Annotated in this window: 15 protein-coding genes and 4 pseudogenes; 11 read left to right on the forward strand and 8 right to left on the reverse strand. The window is 68.6% G+C overall.

Annotated features, from left to right (window positions below; translation table 11 throughout):
* The first annotated feature begins 119 nt into the window (after positions 1-119).
* Positions 120-759: pseudogene (locus AB4Z09_RS23220) on the forward strand (dihydrofolate reductase family protein).
* 53 nt (positions 760-812) lie between these two features.
* On the opposite strand, the gene AB4Z09_RS23225 reads toward AB4Z09_RS23220, so the two are convergent.
* Together AB4Z09_RS23225 and cobN are read right to left on the reverse strand one after the other, a co-directional pair.
* Positions 813-1,277, reverse strand: coding sequence for a hypothetical protein (locus AB4Z09_RS23225; RefSeq protein WP_174910221.1), 465 nt, complete (start codon positions 1,275-1,277; stop codon positions 813-815).
* Positions 1,278-1,302: 25 nt separating this feature from the next.
* Positions 1,303-4,899 (reverse strand): cobaltochelatase subunit CobN, encoded by a 3,597-nt coding sequence (gene cobN / locus AB4Z09_RS23230; RefSeq protein WP_442240764.1) that lies wholly within the window; start codon positions 4,897-4,899, stop codon positions 1,303-1,305.
* A gap of 210 nt (positions 4,900-5,109) precedes the next feature.
* Between cobN and cobG the strand changes: the two genes are divergently transcribed.
* The 3 genes from cobG to cobJ are packed head-to-tail and all read left to right on the forward strand — an operon-like array spanning position 5,110 to position 8,391.
* Complete coding sequence (gene cobG, locus AB4Z09_RS23235) at positions 5,110-6,246, forward strand: precorrin-3B synthase (protein ID WP_442240765.1); 1,137 nt, start codon at positions 5,110-5,112, stop codon at positions 6,244-6,246.
* Positions 6,247-6,265: 19 nt separating this feature from the next.
* Positions 6,266-6,892, forward strand: coding sequence for a precorrin-8X methylmutase (locus AB4Z09_RS23240; protein ID WP_114722337.1), 627 nt, complete (start codon positions 6,266-6,268; stop codon positions 6,890-6,892).
* A gap of 8 nt (positions 6,893-6,900) precedes the next feature.
* Entirely contained in the window at positions 6,901-8,391 is a 1,491-nt protein-coding gene (gene cobJ, locus AB4Z09_RS23245) for a precorrin-3B C(17)-methyltransferase (protein WP_442240771.1), read from the forward strand.
* 45 nt (positions 8,392-8,436) lie between these two features.
* Here cobJ and AB4Z09_RS23250 read toward each other — a convergent pair whose 3' ends face one another.
* Both AB4Z09_RS23250 and AB4Z09_RS23255 read right to left on the reverse strand, forming a co-directional pair.
* Positions 8,437-9,000 (reverse strand): helix-turn-helix domain-containing protein, encoded by a 564-nt coding sequence (locus AB4Z09_RS23250; RefSeq protein ID WP_442240772.1) that lies wholly within the window; start codon positions 8,998-9,000, stop codon positions 8,437-8,439.
* Positions 8,882-9,352: pseudogene (locus AB4Z09_RS23255) on the reverse strand (DJ-1/PfpI family protein); the annotation flags it as partial. The gene AB4Z09_RS23250 and the pseudogene AB4Z09_RS23255, both read right to left, overlap by 119 nt.
* On the opposite strand from AB4Z09_RS23255, the gene AB4Z09_RS23260 reads away from it, so the two are divergent.
* The 5 genes and pseudogenes from AB4Z09_RS23260 to AB4Z09_RS23280 all read left to right on the forward strand — a co-directional run.
* On the forward strand, positions 9,294-9,926 hold the full coding sequence (locus tag AB4Z09_RS23260) for an HD domain-containing protein (protein WP_442240766.1): 633 nt from the start codon (positions 9,294-9,296) through the stop codon (positions 9,924-9,926). The pseudogene AB4Z09_RS23255 and the gene AB4Z09_RS23260 overlap by 59 nt on opposite strands.
* Before the next feature lie 40 nt (positions 9,927-9,966).
* Entirely contained in the window at positions 9,967-10,701 is a 735-nt protein-coding gene (locus AB4Z09_RS23265) for a FadR/GntR family transcriptional regulator (RefSeq protein WP_174910213.1), read from the forward strand.
* Positions 10,698-11,384, forward strand: coding sequence for a sterol desaturase family protein (locus AB4Z09_RS23270; RefSeq protein ID WP_174910211.1), 687 nt, complete (start codon positions 10,698-10,700; stop codon positions 11,382-11,384). Before AB4Z09_RS23265 ends, AB4Z09_RS23270 begins: the two co-directional genes overlap by 4 nt.
* A gap of 109 nt (positions 11,385-11,493) precedes the next feature.
* Positions 11,494-12,273: a CPBP family intramembrane glutamic endopeptidase gene (locus tag AB4Z09_RS23275; protein ID WP_442240767.1), complete on the forward strand. Its 780-nt coding sequence runs from the start codon at positions 11,494-11,496 to the stop codon at positions 12,271-12,273.
* Between the two features lie 238 nt (positions 12,274-12,511).
* Positions 12,512-12,862, forward strand: a pseudogene (locus AB4Z09_RS23280) (integrase core domain-containing protein); the annotation flags it as partial.
* Here the strand turns inward: AB4Z09_RS23280 and AB4Z09_RS23285 are convergent.
* Positions 12,815-13,369, reverse strand: a complete 555-nt coding sequence (locus AB4Z09_RS23285; RefSeq protein ID WP_442240768.1) for an ABATE domain-containing protein — start codon at positions 13,367-13,369, stop codon at positions 12,815-12,817. The pseudogene AB4Z09_RS23280 and the gene AB4Z09_RS23285 overlap by 48 nt on opposite strands.
* Before the next feature lie 95 nt (positions 13,370-13,464).
* Here AB4Z09_RS23285 and AB4Z09_RS23290 point away from each other — a divergent pair, with 95 nt between their 5' ends.
* Positions 13,465-13,758: a hypothetical protein gene (locus tag AB4Z09_RS23290; protein ID WP_114722451.1), complete on the forward strand. Its 294-nt coding sequence runs from the start codon at positions 13,465-13,467 to the stop codon at positions 13,756-13,758.
* Positions 13,759-13,790: 32 nt separating this feature from the next.
* Positions 13,791-14,894 carry a DNA alkylation repair protein gene (locus tag AB4Z09_RS23295; RefSeq protein ID WP_174910209.1) on the forward strand — a complete coding sequence of 368 codons (1,104 nt, stop codon included), beginning with the start codon at positions 13,791-13,793 and terminating at the stop codon, positions 14,892-14,894.
* Between the two features lie 109 nt (positions 14,895-15,003).
* On the opposite strand, the gene AB4Z09_RS23300 is transcribed toward AB4Z09_RS23295, so the two are convergent.
* The 3 genes and pseudogenes from AB4Z09_RS23300 to AB4Z09_RS23310 all read right to left on the reverse strand — a co-directional run.
* Positions 15,004-15,300, reverse strand: a complete 297-nt coding sequence (locus AB4Z09_RS23300) for a hypothetical protein (protein WP_174910207.1) — start codon at positions 15,298-15,300, stop codon at positions 15,004-15,006.
* A gap of 785 nt (positions 15,301-16,085) precedes the next feature.
* A complete protein-coding gene (locus tag AB4Z09_RS23305) occupies positions 16,086-16,571 on the reverse strand; it encodes a MarR family winged helix-turn-helix transcriptional regulator (RefSeq protein WP_114722327.1) in 486 nt (161 codons plus the stop codon).
* Positions 16,572-16,842: 271 nt separating this feature from the next.
* A pseudogene (locus AB4Z09_RS23310) lies at positions 16,843-17,521 on the reverse strand (IS30 family transposase); the annotation flags it as partial.
* Positions 17,522-17,680: the final 159 nt, after the last annotated feature.

Consider the following 17,680-nt stretch of genomic DNA (forward strand, 5'->3'; position numbering starts at 1 on the left):
CCGGGATCCGACGACAGAACGGTCAGTCTCGTATCCTCGCGGCCAGGACGTCATGATGAGTTTCGTCGACGCGGCGAGTCTGTCTTTTCGTAACACCACCCTCGAGAGCGGAGCATCACGTGAGTCAATTGCTACGGGTCCAGAACTTCACCATCTCGAGCGACGGTCGCCTGCGGCGAGAACCAGACCTTCGAGAGTCCGTTCGGCCTCGACCCCGGCGAGATGCTCTCGTGGGCGGGCGCGACGGCGAGCTGGGCCATGCGCACCGATTCGGGCGGCAGCCGCGGCCTCGACGACTACTTCATCCGCGACTTCTCCCACAACATCGGCGCCGAGATCATGGGTCGCAACAAGTTCGGTCCGCAGCGCGGCCCGTGGGAGAACCTGGACTGGGACGGCTGGTGGGGTGAGGAACCGCCGTTCCACACGCCGGTGTTCGTCGCGACCCACCACCCGCGGCCGTCGATCGCGCGCGGCGAGACCACGATCCACTTCGTCGACGGCGACCCCGCCACGATCCTCGAGCAGGCCAAGGAGGCGGCGCAGGGCAAGGACGTCCGACTCGGCGGTGGCATCACCACCATCCGGGAGTTCCTCGACGCCGACCTGGTCGACACCATGCACGTGGCCGTCTCCCCGATCACGTTCGGGACCGGACTGCGGCTGTGGGAAACCCCGGACGAACTGCTCGACCGATTCCACCTGGAAACGGTGCCCAGCCCGAGCGGCGTGACACACCACCTGTTCTGGCGAAAGTAGCCCGACGGGCCTGCTCCGATACCGGAGCAGGCCCACGGTCCAGGGATGACCTGTTACAGCCCGTAGTTCTCGACGTCGTATCGGTTCGGGCGCGCGAATCTCAGGGTTTCGATCTTCGTTCGTTCGTCCCGGTAGAAGACGATCACCAGAAGCGGTTCCGCGTAGTAGATCTGGACGGGGTCGCCCTGATCCTCGTCACGAGAATTCCCCAACAGGGCGTCGACCTCTTCCTTGCTCATGGCATGGGAGAGACCGAGCGGGAGGATGCCGCCGAAACCTTGGTGGACGTCGACGGACCGAAACGTGAGCCAGCCGTCCCCGACCGGTCCGGAAACATGGTCCTCCCGATAGGACTCGGTCAGGTCGAACTCCAGCGAAACCAGCTTGTCCGAGCTTCGCACCCGGGTCGTGGGATCGACTCGGGGCAGCCTGTTCATGCCGTGTTCACGCAGGAAGGCCCGGAATTCGGTGCTGCCGGAGGTGTGCCCCAGGAGTGCAACCAGATCGGTGACGTTCACACGCTCATCCTGCCCGGTCGAACGACTACCCCTCCAGTTCGCCCTCGGTCTCGAGATACACCTGGCGCAGCCCGTCGAGCACCTCGGGGGACGGCTCCTCCCACATCTTCCGTTCGACGGCCTCGAGCAGCCGCTCGGAGATGCCGTGCAGCGCCCACGGGTTCGACTCGGACATGAACTTGCGGTTCTGCTCGTCGAGCACGTACGTCTCGGCGAGCTTCTCGTACATCCAGTCCGCGACGACGTTCGTGGTCGCGTCGTAGCCGAACAGGTAGTCGACGGTCGCGGCCATCTCGAAGGCGCCCTTGTAGCCGTGGCGGCGCATCGCCTCGAGCCAGCGCGGGTTCACCACGCGGGCACGGAAGACGCGGGCAGTCTCCTCCGACAGCGTCCGGGTACGCACGGCGTCGGGGCGGGTGCTGTCGCCGATGTACGCCTCCGGGGACTTACCGGTGAGCGCGCGGACCGTGGCGACCATGCCGCCGTGGTACTGGAAGTAGTCGTCGGAGTCGGCGATGTCGTGCTCGCGGGTGTCGGTGTTCTTGGCCGCCACCGCGATCCGCTTGTAGGCGCTGCGCATGTCGTCCGACGCCGGAATGCCGTCGAGTCCGCGGCCGTACGCGTAGCCGCCCCACGTGGTGTACACCTGCGCCAGGTCGGCGTCGTTCCGCCAGTTCTTCGAGTCGATGAGCTGCAGCAGGCCCGCGCCGTACGTGCCGGGCTTGGAGCCGAAGATGCGGGTGGTGGCGCGGCGGTCGTCGCCGTGCTCGGCCAGATCCGCCTGGGCGTGGGCACGCACGTAGTTGTCCTCGTCGGACTCGTCCAGGCCGGCGACCAGGCGGACGGCGTCGTCGAGCAGCGCCAGTACGTGCGGGAACGCGTCGCGGAAGAAGCCGCTGATCCGGACGGTGACGTCGATCCGGGGGCGACCGAGCTCGGCGAGGTCGATCACCTCGAGGTTGGTGACACGGCGGGACGCCTCGTCCCACACCGGGCGCACACCGAGCAGTGCGAACACCTCGGCGATGTCGTCGCCGGAGGTGCGCATCGCGGACGTGCCCCACACCGACAGGCCCACCGACGTCGGCCACTCGCCGTGGTCGGCGCGGTAGCGCCGCGCCAGCGACTCGGCCATCGCCTGACCGGTCTCCCACGCCAGCCGCGACGGCACCGCCTTGGGGTCCACCGAGTAGAAGTTGCGGCCGGTGGGCAGCACGTTGATCAGCCCGCGCAGCGGCGACCCGGACGGGCCGGCGGCGATGAAGCCGCCGTCCAGGGCGTGCAGCACCTGCGCGATCTCGTTGTTCGTCTGCCGCAGCCGCGGCACCACCTCGGTCGCGGCGAAGCGCAGGATCTGCCGGACCGTGTCGTCGTCGGAGAGGGTGTCGGCGGCGGCGGGATCCCAGTTCGCCTCCGCCATCGCGGCGACCAGGGCATGCGCCTGCGCTTCGATCTCGTCGACGCGGCCGCGGTCCTCGTCGCCGGCTTCGCTCAGGCCCAACGCCTCCCGCAGACCCGGGACGGTCTGCTCGCCGCCCCACATCTGCCGGGCCCGCAGCATCGCGAGCACCAGCTCCACCTCGGCGTCGCCCTCCGGCGCGCGGCCGAGGATGTGCAGGCCGTCGCGGATCTGGACGTCCTTGATCTCGCACAGCCAGCCGTCGACGTGCATGAGCATGTCGTCGAACACGTCCTCGTCGGGACGTTCGGTCAGGCCCAGGTCGTGGTCCATCTTCGCCGCGCGCATCAGCGTCCAGATCTGCTGGCGGATCGCGGGCAGCTTCGCCGGATCGAGCGCCGAGATGTTGGAGTGCTCGTCGAGCAGCTGCTCGAGCCGGGAGATGTCGCCGTAGCTCTCGGCGCGCGCCATCGGCGGGATCAGGTGGTCGACCAGGGTGGCGTGCGCGCGGCGCTTGGCCTGCGTGCCCTCGCCCGGATCGTTCACCAGGAACGGGTAGATCAGCGGCAGGTCGCCGAGCGCGGCGTCGGTGCCGCACGACGCCGACATGCCGAGCGTCTTGCCGGGCAGCCACTCGAGGTTGCCGTGCTTGCCGAGGTGCACGACGGCGTCGGCTTGAAAGCCTCCAGCAGCCACCTCCGCTGCGATCCAGCGGTAGGCCGCCAGGTAGTGGTGGCTCGGCGGCAGGTCCGGGTCGTGGTAGATCGCGACCGGGTTCTCCCCGAAACCGCGGGGTGGCTGCACCATCAGCACGACGTTGCCGGCGCGGATCGCGGCGATGACGATCTCGCCCTCGGGGTCGGACGAGCGGTCCACGTACAGCTCGCCGGGCGCGGCACCCCAGTGCTCCTCGACGCCGTCGCGGAAGTCCTGCGGCAGCGTCGCGAACCATTCGCGGTAGCGGGCGGCGGAGATGCGGATCGGGTTGCCCTCGAGCTGCTCGGCGGTGAGCCAGTCCGGGTCCTGACCGCCCGCGGCGATGAGCGCGTGGATGAGCGCGTCGCCGTCCTGCGCGGCGAGACCGGGCAGGGCGTCGTCGCCGTCGACCGGGCCGACGTCGTATCCGGCGGCACGCATCTCGGTGAGCAGGTCGATCGTGCTGGCCGGGGTGTCGAGTCCGACGGCGTTGCCGATGCGGGCGTGCTTGGTCGGGTAGGCCGAGAGCATCAGCGCGATCCGCTTGTCCGCGTTCGGGATCCGGCGCAGCCGGGCGTGCCGGACCGCGATACCGGCGACCCGCGCGGCGCGCTCGGCGTCGGGCACGTACGCGGTGAGGCCGTCGGCGTCGATCTCCTTGAACGAGAACGGCACCGTGATCAGTCGGCCGTCGAACTCCGGAACCGCGACCTGGGTCGCGACGTCGAGCGGGGACATCCCGTCGTCGTTGGCCTCCCACGCCTCGCGGCTGCTGGTCAGGCACAGGCCCTGCAGGATCGGCACATCCAGCGCGGCGAGTTCGGCGACGTCCCACGCCTCGTCGTCGCCGCCGGCCTGCGCATTCGCGGGCTTGGTGCCGCCGGCCGCGAGGACGGTGACCACCATCGCGTCGGCGCGGCGCAGGGTGTCGAGCAGATCGGCGGGTGCGGTGCGTAGCGACGCACAGAAGATCGGCAGCGGGTTCGCCCCGGCGTCCTCGATCGCGCGGCACAGTGCCTCGACGTACGCGGTGTTCCCGGCGAGGTGCTGGGCGCGGTAGTAGAGCACCGCGACGGTGGGACCGTCTACCGAGCGGGCCTCGCGCTCGAGTACGCCCCAGTTCGGCAGATGCACCGCCGGCTCGAAACCGTAACCGGTGAGCAGCACCGTGTCGGACAGGAAGTTGTGCAGCTGACGCAGGTTGTCGGCGCCGCCCTCCGCGAGATACGTGTGCGCCTCGGCCGCGATGCCGGCGGGCACCGTCGAGCACTCCATGAGCTCCGCGTCGGGGGCCTGCTCGCCGCCGAGGACGACGGTCGGCAGACCGGACGCGAGGACCGCGTCGATGCCGTCCTCCCACGCGCGCCGGCCACCGAGGATGCGCACCACCACGAGGTCCACGCCGTCCAGCAGCGCGGGCAGGTCCTCCGAGACGAGCAGACGCGCCGGATTGGCCCAGCGGTAGTCGGCGCCGCTCGCGCGGGCGCTGAGCAGGTCGGTATCGGAGGTCGACAGCAGCAGGATCACTGTGCAGCCTTTCTGGGGTTTCGCGCCCCACGGCAGGGTTCCGGCGAGACGAGGTCTCGGGAAGCGGTTCGGGCGGCGGGAGAGGGTCTGGCTTTCACAGTGGCGCGACCGCACCGGAATCTCACCGGTTTCCTCTCGTGCCGCGGTCGCGCATGATGCTACCGGTCGAGTGTTTGCCGGCGGCCCCCCGCACGTGACTAGCCTGGATGCGTGCCATCCCCTCGCTCCGGCCCGGACAGATGCCCGGGTGCCCTCCAGGTCCACGAAGCCGCCGACGGTCCCCTCGCCCGCGTCCGGCTACCCGGCGGCACCATCACATCGGCCCAGCTCCAGACGCTCGCCGAGGCGGCAACCCAGATCGGCAACGGTGAGATCGAGCTGACCTCCCGCGGCAACGTCCAGCTGCGCGCGGTGTCCGACCCGAACGAGTTCGCCCGGCGGATCGCGGACGCGGGCCTGCTGCCGTCCACCACCCACGAGCGGGTCCGCAACATCCTCGCGTCCCCGCTGTCCGGCCGGATCGGCGGCCACGCCGACGTCCGCGGGCTGGTCACCGACCTCGACACCCGGTTGTGCGACGACCAGGCACTGGCCGACCTGCCGGGTCGGACGCTGTTCACGATCGACGACGGCCGCGGCGACGTGTCGAGCCTGCGCGGCGACTTCGGTCTCCACGCACTGCCCGACGGACGGTTCGCGCTGATCCTCGCCGGCGAGGACACCGGCGCCCGGGTGGGCGACGACGCGGTCGGCGTGCTGCTGGCGGCGGCACGAACCTTCGCCGACATCCGCGACTCCGCGTGGCGGCTGAACGAGGTGCCCGGCGGCACCGAGCGCATCCTGGAGCGTCTCGGACTGGGTTACGGCGACCCGGTCGAACTGCCCGCAGCCGTCGAGCGCGGGCCGATCGGCTGGCTCGACCAGCCCGACGGACGCGTCACCCTCGGCGGCGGTCTCGCGTTCGGCACGCTGCCCGCGCGTCTCGCCGAGTTCCTCGCGGCCGTCGAGCGCCCGATCATCGTCACCCCGTGGCGCTCGCTGCTCGTGCCCGACCTCGACGAGTGGGCCGCCGAACAGGTCGTCCGGGTGCTCGCGCCGATGGGCCTGATCTTCGACGAGCACTCGCCGTATCTGCAGGTCAGCGCCTGCGCGGGACAGCCGGGCTGCGCCAAGTCGCACACCGATGTGCGGGCCGACGCGCGCACCGCGATCGAGAACGACGACCTGCCCGCCGACGGGCGTCAGCACTGGTCCGGGTGCGATCGCAAGTGCGGGCGGCCGCGCGGCGAGGTAACAGACGTGGTCTCCGGCCCCGACGGTTACCGGGTGGAAAACGAGTGTTCCTGATGCCTCTATCGTGTGGCGCATGATCGACTACATTCGCGACGGCGCGGAGATCTACCGCCAGTCCTTCGCCACCATCCGGGCCGAAGCCGACCTCGGCAGATTCCCCGCCGACGTCTCGCAGGCCGTCGTCCGGATGATCCACGCGAGCGGTCAGGTCGATCTGGTCGACGACGTCGCCTTCACCCCGAACGTGGTCGCCGACGCCCGCGAGGCCCTGCGCCGCGGCGCCCCGATCCTGTGCGACGCGAAGATGGTCGCGGCCGGAGTCACCCGCAAGCGCCTGCCGCGTGACAACGACGTGCTGTGCATGCTCGACGATCCGCGGGTCCCGGTGCTGGCCAAGGCAATCGACAACACCCGCTCGGCCGCCGCGCTCGAACTGTGGGGACCCAAGCTCGAAGGTGCGGTCGTCGCGATCGGCAACGCCCCGACCGCGCTGTTCCACCTGCTGAACATGATCGAGGCCGGCGCCCCGCGTCCCGCCGCGATCGTCGGTGGACCGGTCGGCTTCATCGGGGCCGCCGAGTCCAAGGAGGCGCTGATCGAGCACCCCGCCGGCCTCGAGTACCTGGTGGTACGCGGGCGTCGCGGCGGCAGCGCGATCACCGCCGCGGCGCTGAATGCGATTGCGAGCGAAATCGAGTGACGGACAGCATGAGCGCGGCAGGCAAGCTGTGGGGCGTCGGCATCGGGCCCGGCGACCCCGAACTGGTGACGGTCAAGGCCGCCCGGGTGATCGGTGAGGCCGACGTCATCGCGTTCCACAGCGCCCGGCACGGCCGCAGCATCTCCCGCGGCGTGGCGGCGCCGTACATGCGGGACGGCCAGATCGAGGAGCACCTCGTCTACCCGGTCACCACCGAGACGATCGACCACCCGGGCGGATACCAGGGTGCGATGGACGAGTTCTACGAACAGGCCGCCGCACGCCTGGYCGGGCACCTCGAGGCGGGACGCACCGTTGCGTTGCTCGCGGCCGGCGACCCGCTGTTCTACAGCTCGTACATGCACATGCACAAGCGTCTGGCCGACCGGTTCGAGGCCGAGGTGATCCCGGGCGTCACCGCGTTCAGCGCCGCGTCCGCCGCCCTGGCCGAGCCGCTCGTCGAGGGCGAGGAGGTGTTCACCGTCCTGCCCGGCACGCTGCCGCAGGAGGAGCTGACCCGACGCCTCCGCGACACCGACGCCGCCGCGATCATGAAGCTCGGCCGCACGTATCCCGCTGTGCGCCAAGCACTGAAGGACTCCGGCCGGATCGACGAGGCCCGCTACGTCGAGCGGGCGAGCACCGACCGTCAGCGCGTCGCCGCCGCCGACGAGGTCGCCGACGCGGACGTCCCCTACTTCTCGATCGCGATCGTCCCGAGCCCGTCGAACAACCGCGCAGAGACCGCACCGGTGCCCGGCGAGGTGGTCGTCGTCGGACTCGGCCCGGGCGACCAGGAGTGGACGACGCCGGAGGTCCGCCGCGAACTCGCGCGCGCCACCGACCTGGTCGGCTACACCACCTACATCGACCGGGTCCCGGTCCGCCCGGGTCAGCGCCGGCACGCGAGCGACAACCGAGTCGAGGCCGAGCGCGCGGCGATGGCCCTGGACATGGCCAAGCGCGGCGGACGCGTCGTCGTCGTGTCGTCCGGCGATCCCGGCGTGTTCGCGATGGCCGCCGCAGTGCTCGAGGTGGCGGCCGAGGACCAGTGGAGGGACGTCCCGGTCCGGATCCTGCCCGGCATGACCGCCGCCAACGCTGTCGCCAGCCGTGTCGGCGCCCCGCTGGGCCACGACTACGCGATGCTCTCGCTGTCGGATCGACTCAAGCCGTGGGACGTGGTCGCCAAGCGGATCTCCGCCGTCGCGGGCGCCGACATGGCGTTCGCGGTCTACAACCCGGCGTCGAAGAGTCGCACGTGGCAGGTCGCGGCGATGCGCGATCTGGTGCTCGAGCACCGCTCCCCCGACACCCCGGTGATCATCGGCCGGGACATCGCCGGGCCGCAGGAGTCGATCAAGATCGTGCGACTCGCCGATCTCGATCCCGCGGACGTCGACATGCGGTGCCTCCTGATCGTCGGGTCGTCCCAGACGACGGTCGTGGAGAACCCGCACGGCACAACGGTGTTCACGCCGCGGCACTACCCGGGCTGAGCCCACGTCGGGACGGGTGCCCACCGCGGTAGGTACCCGTCCCGATCACGCGCTGCGATCCGTTGTGCTGCCCGGACCGAGCGGGCGGACCGTGAACCGACGGCGGTACTCGCCCGGACTCAGACCGTGCTGGCGGACGAAGCTGCGGTGGAGCCCCGCCACGGATCCGAAACCCGACCTCGCCGCCACCGTCGGCAACGGAGCGTCGGTGTGAACCAGCTGTTCGACCGCGGCCTGGATGCGCATACGTTCGACCACGGCCCCCGGTGTGCTTCCCGCCTCGTCGCGGAACARCCGGGCGAGGTGACGTGGGGAGACGTTGACGCGGCGGGCCCAGGTAGGCGCTGAACTGCTGCTGGCCGCCGGGGCGGCGCAGATAGACGACCATCCACTGGGCGACGCGCCGGGCGAGATCGTCGCCGTGATCGGCCGCCACGAGGGCCAGCGCGAGGTCGATTCCGGCAGATACTCCCGCTGAGCTCCACACCGGGCCGTCCTCGACGAAGATCGCGTCGGCGACGACCTCCACCTCGGGATGCTCGGACGCGAGAACGTCAGCGGTGGACCAGTGCGTCGTCGCCCGGCGTCCGTCGAACAGCCCTGCGGCAGCGGCGATGTGCGCACCGGTGCAGACCGAGACGATTCTCCGGGCCACGCCACCGGACTCCACCAGCCACGCCACCAGCTCCGGATCGATCAGCGGACGGACGCCGCCGGCACCGACGACGAGTCCGCCGGGAACGAGGAGGGTGCCGACCTCCGGCCCGAGATCGTGCCACGAGCGTTCGGCGACCAGCGGAACACCCACGGAAGTGCGCACGAAACCTCGCCGCGCCGCGGCGAGCACCACCTCGTAGTCGGCACTACCGCGACCGACCCGCTCGGCGGTACCGAAGACCTGCATGGGGCCGGCGACGTCGAGCATCTCGACACCGTCGAGCATCTCGACACCGTCGAGCATCTCGACACCGTCGAACACCGCGATCGCCGCAGCCGACTTCGCGCGCGTCGCGGCGCCGCAGTTCCTGCTCAACCACAGCTACCGCACCTACCTCTTCGGGATGTCGGCGGTCACCGACGACGTCGACCGGGAGGCCGCGTTCGTGGCGGCGATGATCCACGACCTCGGACTCACCGATCGCCATCGCGGCACCGACGAGTTCGCGGTCGTCGGCGCCGACCTCGCCGCAGAGATCCTGACCGAGCACGGATGGGAGCTGGACCGCATCCTCCTCGTCGAGCAGGCGATCCTGCGGCACACCAATCTGATTCCCGAGGACGATCCGACCCACCGGGTCGTCCAGGTGGGGGCGCAGGTCGACGTGGCCGGATTCGGTGCCGAATCCATCGACCGAGAGAACCTCGCGGCGGTCCTGAAGCACTACCCGCGGCTCGACTTCGTACCGCGAATGCGCACGGTCTTCCTCGACGAGGCACACCGGCACCCCGCCGGCGTGTTCGCACAGCTGGAGAACGCCGTCACACTCTCCGAGCACTTGTCCACCAACCCGATCGACCTCGAAGAGCTGGTCTGACCACTTGACCACCTGATGTCCGACGCCTAGCGTCTGTGATATGGATCTCACCCCGGTGCGTCGTCGGTCGATCCCCGACGACGTCTTCGAGCAGTTGCTGGACGGTGTCGTCGGCGGCCGGTTGGCGCCCGGGGAGGAACTGCTCAGCGAGCGGCGGATGGCGGAGGCCCTCGGTGTCTCGCGTCCCGCGGTCCGCGAGGCGGTGAGCCGGATCGCCGCGATGGGACTGGTCGACGTCCGGCAGGGCGGGGCCACCGTCGTCACCGATCTGCGCCGACGGGCCGGGCTGGATCTGCTCCCCCGGCTCCTGGTCCGCGGCGGCGAGATCGACCTCGCCGTCGCGCGCAGCATCCTCGAGGCCAGGTTGTGGAACGGCCCCAAGGTCGCGGAGCTGGCGGCCACACGCGCCGGCGACAATCTCGCGACCTCGCTCGGCGCCGTCCTCGACGAGCTCGAGGCCGACGCCGATCCGGTGCGACGTCAGCGGCTGGCGCTGGACTTCTGGGATCTGGTGGTCGACGGCGCGGATTCGATCACCTTCCGGCTGATGTTCAACACACTGCGCATGTCGTACGAACCGATGCTCGACGCCCTCGCGGTGGTGATGGCGGCCGAGGTGAACGAGGTCGACCGTTACCGGGCCATCGTCGACGCGATCCGTCGCCGTGAACCGGACGTGGCCTCCGAGGCCGCGCACGCTCTGCTCGAACCCGCCACCGCGCTGATCGCTGACGCTCTCGGCTTTGCCGGCGACAACTTCGAGGAGAACTCGTGACCACAACCCGCACGAACTCGCCGGCCTTCGGGCGAAACGTCGCCCTCGGGGGCGCTGTCCGTGAGTTCGTCCGCCACCCGAGCCCGTGGATCATCGGCGTCCTGTTCGTCGGTGCGCTGACGGCCCGCCTGATCGTCGGTGCCTGGAGTTGGGCGGACGCCCTCGTACCCGCGGTGATGCTCGCGCTGTTCCCGTTGCTGGAGTGGATCATCCACGTCTTCGTACTGCACTGGCGTCCACGTCGTGTCGTCGGACTCACGGTCGATCCGCTGCTCGCCCGCAAGCATCGGGCGCACCACACCGATCCGCGCGACATCCCGCTGGACTTCATTCCCACGCCGGTGTTCGTGTGGCTGGTGCCGCTGCTGCTCGCGGTCACGGTGTTCGTCGCGCCCCGGATCGAGCTCGGGCTGACGTTCCTCACCGTCATCACGGCACTCGGAATGATCTACGAGTGGACGCACTTCCTCATCCACACCGACTACCGGCCGAAAACAGCGCTGTACAAATCGACATGGCGCCACCACCGCAACCACCACTACCGCAACGAGCACTACTGGTTCACGGTCACCACCTCGGGTACCGCCGACCGCCTGCTCGGCACCGAACCCGATCCCGACTCCGTCGCCAAATCGCCCACCGCGAAGCACCTGCACGGTATCGAATTCAGCGCGCGCTCCTAGCCAAGTGTGAGGTGCGGCGCGGTCAGCGCGCCGCGGCCGCGGTGTCTACGATCAGCCGGTGACGCAACAACGTGTTGAAGCAGTCGGCTGGCGACGCCCCAGTGCGTGGATGGCAATCGGGCTGATCGTGGCCTACCTCGTGTTCTACCTGTTGGTTGGGTGGCTGATCACGACGATCTTCGCCGGCGAGATCGACACGGACAACGTCCTGAGTTCGGCGCCCAGCATCCTGTTCGCTATGGCCTTGCCGATCGCGGTCGGCGCCATCGCGCTGTTGATCGTCACCGTCCGGCTCGGCCTGCTCGGGAAGATCTTCGGGCCCCAACCCATTCGCGGACGCGGCTGGATGTGGATCGGCCCCGTGCTGGTTGTGGCCGCGATCATCGCGCACCTGACGGGGACGGACTGGCGTTCGTGGACCGGCGGCCAGATCGCGGCAATGTTCGTGTTGGGGGCCTGCGTCGGCATTGCCGAGGAACTGGCCACCCGAGGACTGGTGGTCCAGATCCTGCGGGACGCCCGCCACAGCGAGAAGTTCGTCGCGGCGATCTCGTCGTTGATGTTCGCGCTGATGCACACGGTGAACCTCATCTCCGGGATGGAACTGACCACCGTCGGTGCCACCGTGATCTACACCTTCGCCTTCGGCATGTGCATGTACCTCACGATGCGCGTGACCGGCACCATCTGGGCTGCGATCGTTCTTCACGCCCTCACCGATCCGACGACGTTCCTGTCCTCGGGTGGCGTGGACACCACCGTCGGCACCTCCAACAGCGGCAGTGCGATCGCGGCACTGATCACGATCGTGCTCGTCGTGTTCGGTTTCGTCGCAGTGTTCCTCGTCCGAGGCAAGGTCGAAGCAGCCCAGTCTGCGCCCGCAGCTTGACCTCCCGGCCGGCCGCGTCAATCCCGCGGCCGGCCATTGTTGTGCCACAACATAATTCAAAACGACCTCAGGCGGCCCCCGAACCACCCCAGGACCACACACCCCACCGAGCTCGAGCACCACGCCCACCCCACACGCCGGCCCCCACCCCGGGACATGCCATCACCCCAGTTCAACCCGCATAAAGCCCCCACATCCGAACGGGTGGGAACCGCGCCAGCACTTTCTTCCCGCTGCCCACCAGATCACCGCCAAACGGGTCCTCACCGATAACGGATCCTGCTACCGGTCAAAGGATTTCGCCGTCGCTCTCGGTCCGGTCGTCCACAAGCGCACCAGCCGGTACCGGCCGCAGACCAACGGCAAGGTTGAACGGTTCAACCGCACCCTCGCCGCGGAATGGGCCTACGGCAACGCCTACACCTCCGAAGCGGCTCGCGCAGCGACCTATCAACAGTGGGTGCATCACTATAATCACCGCCGACCCCACACCGGGATCGGCGGCAAGTCGCCCATCGCACAACGTCCCTGGGAACTACACCTAGGTCACATCGGACGCACGCCCGCCTCTGCGATGTCGACGGGTTGATCGGGCACGGGACCCGCATCGCTCGGTGCACCAGCCCTGGTTCCTTCTGCGCGGAACGAAGAACATGCCGCAACTGGGTGCGGGGCAACGGCGGACGGTGAACGTATCGGGCGCGGCTATGAGCTGCAACGTCTCTCTCGCGAGTTCCGCGTCGACCGGGCCCCCGCGTCCGACTTGCCGGAGGAGGCCGGCCTCGTCGAGCTCGAGCACCAACGGCGCATCGGCGGCTAGCCCGTTGATCCGTGCGCGCAGGTGGGGCGGCAACGGCTCCGATTTGTGCGCAGCATCGAGAGCCTCTCGCACGACAGCGCGGAGCTCGACCAGTCGCTCCAGTGGCATTCGGGCCAGTCGATCGTCCGACACCTGCTGCCGCCACCGGGCAGTCAGCGCGGGATCGGTGAAGAAGTCGAGGTCCTCGCCGCGGCTCGCCCCCACGATCACGGTGTTCGCCAGGTCGAGCGCGCGACCTTCCCCGATCCACGGCATCTCATCCACGTCACGAATCACCCGTCCAATCCTAACGGATTCAGCTCTACAAAACCGTGATACGTTGTCACGGTCTTGAGACACTAAAACCGTGACAATCTGCTTGGAGGATGAGCGTGAGCAACACAATCGAGTACGTGCGATTCGAGGCCGCCGACCCGGATGCCCTGGTAGCGGCTCGCGGACGGATGGTGACAGTTCTCGAGGAGCGCTACGGCAGCGACTTCCTGGGTGCCCACCTCGCCCGATTCGACGACGGATCGCTGATGGACTTTCTGATCTGGGCCTCGCCGGAAGCTGCCGAGCGCGCGGCGCGGGAGATGCCCGAGGAGGGTCGCGCACAGGAGTTCTTCCGCGAGATCGGTGACGTCCACGAGATGCGGCACGCGACCGTTCTGCACACCGCATAGGTCCAGGAGACGAAAGAGGGGAGTTCGGTGCCGTGCCTACAGCGGACGAATTGTTGAACGCGCGGACGGTCAAGCAGCTGGCCGACTGTCTGACACGAGCGCACGCGGGTCCTGTTCCGCGGCTGCGCGGGTGCGGCACCGAACTGTCCGGTCGACGATTCTCGGAGCGTGTCGAGTCAATCCGTGACGCTCTGCTTGCCGACCTCCCTGCGGACTTCGGCTCTTTCGCTGCGCTACTGCGTACGGCGCTCGACGGCGAGGAATTCGCCGGTTGGATGATCTTCCCGGTTACCGAGGCGGTCGCTGTGCGAGGTATCGAGTTCGTCGAACCCGCACTCGGGCTCCTGGCTGACCTGACGCCGCGACTGACCGCGGAGACGGCCGTTCGCCCCTTCCTGCGGGTCGCCCAGGATCGCACACTCTCCGTGGTCGAATCCTGGACCCGCCATCCAGATGCCCATGTGCGACGTCTCGCGAGCGAGTCCACTCGACCCCGGTTGCCGTGGGCTGTTCGGGTTCCCGGCCTGACCGCCGATCCCCGGCCGACGCTGCCGATCCTCGACGCCCTGTATCGCGACGACTCCGAGTACGTGCGGCGATCGGTGGCCAACCACCTCAACGACATCAGCCACGATCACCCGGACCTGGCCGTCGCTGTCGCCACTCGATGGGCACACGTTCCCGACGCGTCCACCGCGTGGGTCCTCCGCCACGGACTGCGCACGCTCGTCAAGAAGGGGCACCCAGGAGCTCTGGGGCTGTTGGGGTACTCCGCCGACACACCGGTACACGTCGCAGGACCCGTGGTGCGCACAGAGTTCGTGGCCATCGGCGACAGCCTCGAGTTCGGCTGCACCATCACGAACACAGGGCCCGGACCGGCGGCGTACCTCGTGGACTATTCCGTACATCTCCTTCGGGCCAACGGATCCCATGTGGCGAAAGTGTTCAAACTCTCGTCGCGCACCCTCGAGGCCGGAGCCGAGTGGTCGATCGTCCGGCGCCACAACTTCGCGCCGATCACGACGAGGCGCTACTACCCAGGAACGCACTACCTTCAGATGCAGGTCAACGGTGTGCCGCACCTGGCGACCCAGTTCGAGCTCATCGCCGCCGATTGGCCGCGTCGTACCTGATCGGCGGTCCGCCTCGACGTGACACAACAGCCGACGCGGACCGGATGGACCGACTGCTGGGACTGCCCCGGGTTCAGTTGATCTGATCTGCGAAAGCTGTGGCGGTGATCTATTCGGGAGTGCCGTAGGTCATTCTCATCGTCTCGGGCTTGTTGATGAGGGTCATCAGATGGGTGAGCGCATCTGTGCCGGCGACCATGCCCATCGAGGTCTGCGCGGTGGTGAGCGTGTCCCACCGGTAGTCGAGAATCCATCCGTCATCGACATCTGCCGCGCGGTATAGGTCGCGCGACTGGAATCCGCCGATAGCGCGCAGCTCGTGATCGAGCGCCTCCAGCGCGTGCTCGAGGTCCCGGCGTTCGACGTTCGGGTGGGTGGTGAACTCGATGATCTCGATAACGGACATGAGCGTCCCTTCTGAATCGTTTGTATGGATCTAGATGGATCGGAGTGCTCGAGTGGCGATGCGTTCAGTGGCGGCCCCCGTTCCGGCGTGGAGCCATTGCTCGCAGAGAGCCCGGCCCAGTCCGGGTTGGGTCTTCGCGGCGTCGTTGATCCAGTTCGCTACCGAGTCCTGCACGTACCGGGAGGGGTCGGTGCGGAGCCGCTCGGGGATGGGCAGGCCCCGGCCGGGATCTTCTTTCAGCTCGGGGATGTGCGTAGCCCAAACCCCGCGAGGCCGTAGCGCTTCGCTCGTGAACCGCCGTATGCGCTCGGACCCGTCGCCGGCCCATCCGGAGAGGAGCTGAATGCTCGTGTTCAATTCGGCGGCCAGTGCCGGGCGCACGGCCATCCACGCCCACTCGCGTACCGCGAAATGAGGGTCGTCGGCCAACGGACGTATCGCCGCCAAGACCCTCGACGTCGGGACCGGTTGTGCCGGCGATCATGAAGCACACCCAGCCGCGGACCGTGTCCGACTGGTGTGTGGCGAGCACTACCCAGCCTTCGACGTCCAAGTAGTGGCCGAGCGCGGCACCGATGCGCTGCATCCGTTTGAGGATGCCCAACGACTGCGCCTCTGCGACGGCGGCACGCAGCTCAACGTCCGCGTCGGGGATGACGCTGTGGAGCAGGGTTACATGATCGACGGCCAAGGCCTCGGCGAGCGTGCGCGATGCCACCCGCCCCTGGCTCAGCGCAGCAGGTGGTCAGCGTCGATACCGGCGCGCCGGCGCGCCCCGCGCCCGTTCATCCTTCGTCACCGCTGCGGAGGTTGCGCTGGATCGCGATCATCGTGCGGGCCGCAACCTCACGATTCTCGGCGCTGATCCCTCCGCCGAGCTGACGTAACCAGTCCGCATAGATCGGGGTGAGAGTGGCGACGAGCTGTTCGCCCGGTGCGGTGACATGGAGCGCGAGCGAGCGCCGATCACCCGCCTTTCCGTCCCTCGCGACCAGCCCTCGGCGTTCAAGGCCGTCGAGCAGTCCGGTGACCGTTGCCCGTGTGACATCAAGACGATCAGCGAGCAAGCCAGGGGTGATCCCCGGCTCCGCGCCGACCGCCAGCAGCGCGGCCAGTCGCCCCTCCGACAGATCATGGCCAGCGAGGAGCTCGGCGCACGCCGCATCGATCCGACGCGCCGTCGTCAGCAGCGTCATCACCAGCCGCGCCAACTCGTCCGCGCCGATCCGAGACAGCAACAGCTCTTCCTTCACGCCCACCCAAGTATTCATTAGCCGCCATACTATCAGGTGGCTTACTTCCCCCCCTGTAGCTGGCGTGGCAGCTCGCTGGCGGCGTCGCACGGCTCCAACTGGCAAAGAAGGGTGGCTATCACCACCCCTCGGAGGACTATTCGCATGCCGGGCACTCGACGGACGCTGGGGGTCTCGGAAATCGACCACTCGTCGAGAGAGGCCCCTCGACCGAAAGGAACCCGCCGCCATGCCGCCCACGAACCGGCTGGTGGATTCCAGCGGTCGGCGCAACCCGGGTCGGTTTGAATCACACGACGAGCAGTCTGCGCAGGCGCTCAGCCGGTGTGTCCCAGCCGAGCGTTTTGCGGGGGCGGTCGTTGAGTTCGGCGGCGACGGTATCGAGGTGTTCTCGACCGCGGACGGACAGGTCAGTGCCCTTTCGGGAACTACTGCCGCAGTAGGCCGTTTGTGTTCTCGTTCGATCCTCGCCGCCAGGGGCTGGCGGGATCACAGAAGTAGGCAGGGATGTCGGTGGCGATCGTGAACGAGTGGTGGGCGCCCATCTCGCTGCCCTGATTCCAGGTCAGCGACCGAGTCAGATGCGGGGCAGAGTTGTGACGGTTTCCACCAAGGCATCCCGAATAAGGTCGGCGCTGCGTCCGCGGGGAAGATGCACCAGCATCACGTAGCGCGTGGCCCGTTCGACCAGGGCGCCGATGGCCGACGCGCCGTCCTTAACCGATGATCAATTCGCCTTCCCAATGGCCGGGCACGGCCCGGTCCTCGGCCTCGGCGGGGGCGGTCGCTGATCATGACCATCGGGCTGGTGAACCTGGATTGGCGCTTCTGTGCCTGGCGGCGAGGTTTCCGGCTCGTCCGGTACGCAGAGCCTTGACCGGTTCTCGGCGCAACCCTCCGCGCCCCTGGACATGCAAGGCCTGGTAGATCGTCTCGTGCGCAACATGCATCTCCGGTTGCCTGGGGAAGGCCGCCTGCAGGTCAAGTCCAGAGGCGTGGTGTAACGAGGTCGCCGCGTGATTCCTCGCGGGGCTATGCGGTCAGGGCGGGTGTGACCTCCTCGGTGGGTTCGGTGGTGTCGGCGGGCTTGTCTCCGCGGGCGTGGGCGAGGACGTCGAGGCCGAGGT

Origin of the sequence: Rhodococcus sp. TAF43 (genome assembly GCF_052113525.1) — a bacterium.
Lineage (GTDB): Bacteria > Actinomycetota > Actinomycetes > Mycobacteriales > Mycobacteriaceae > Prescottella.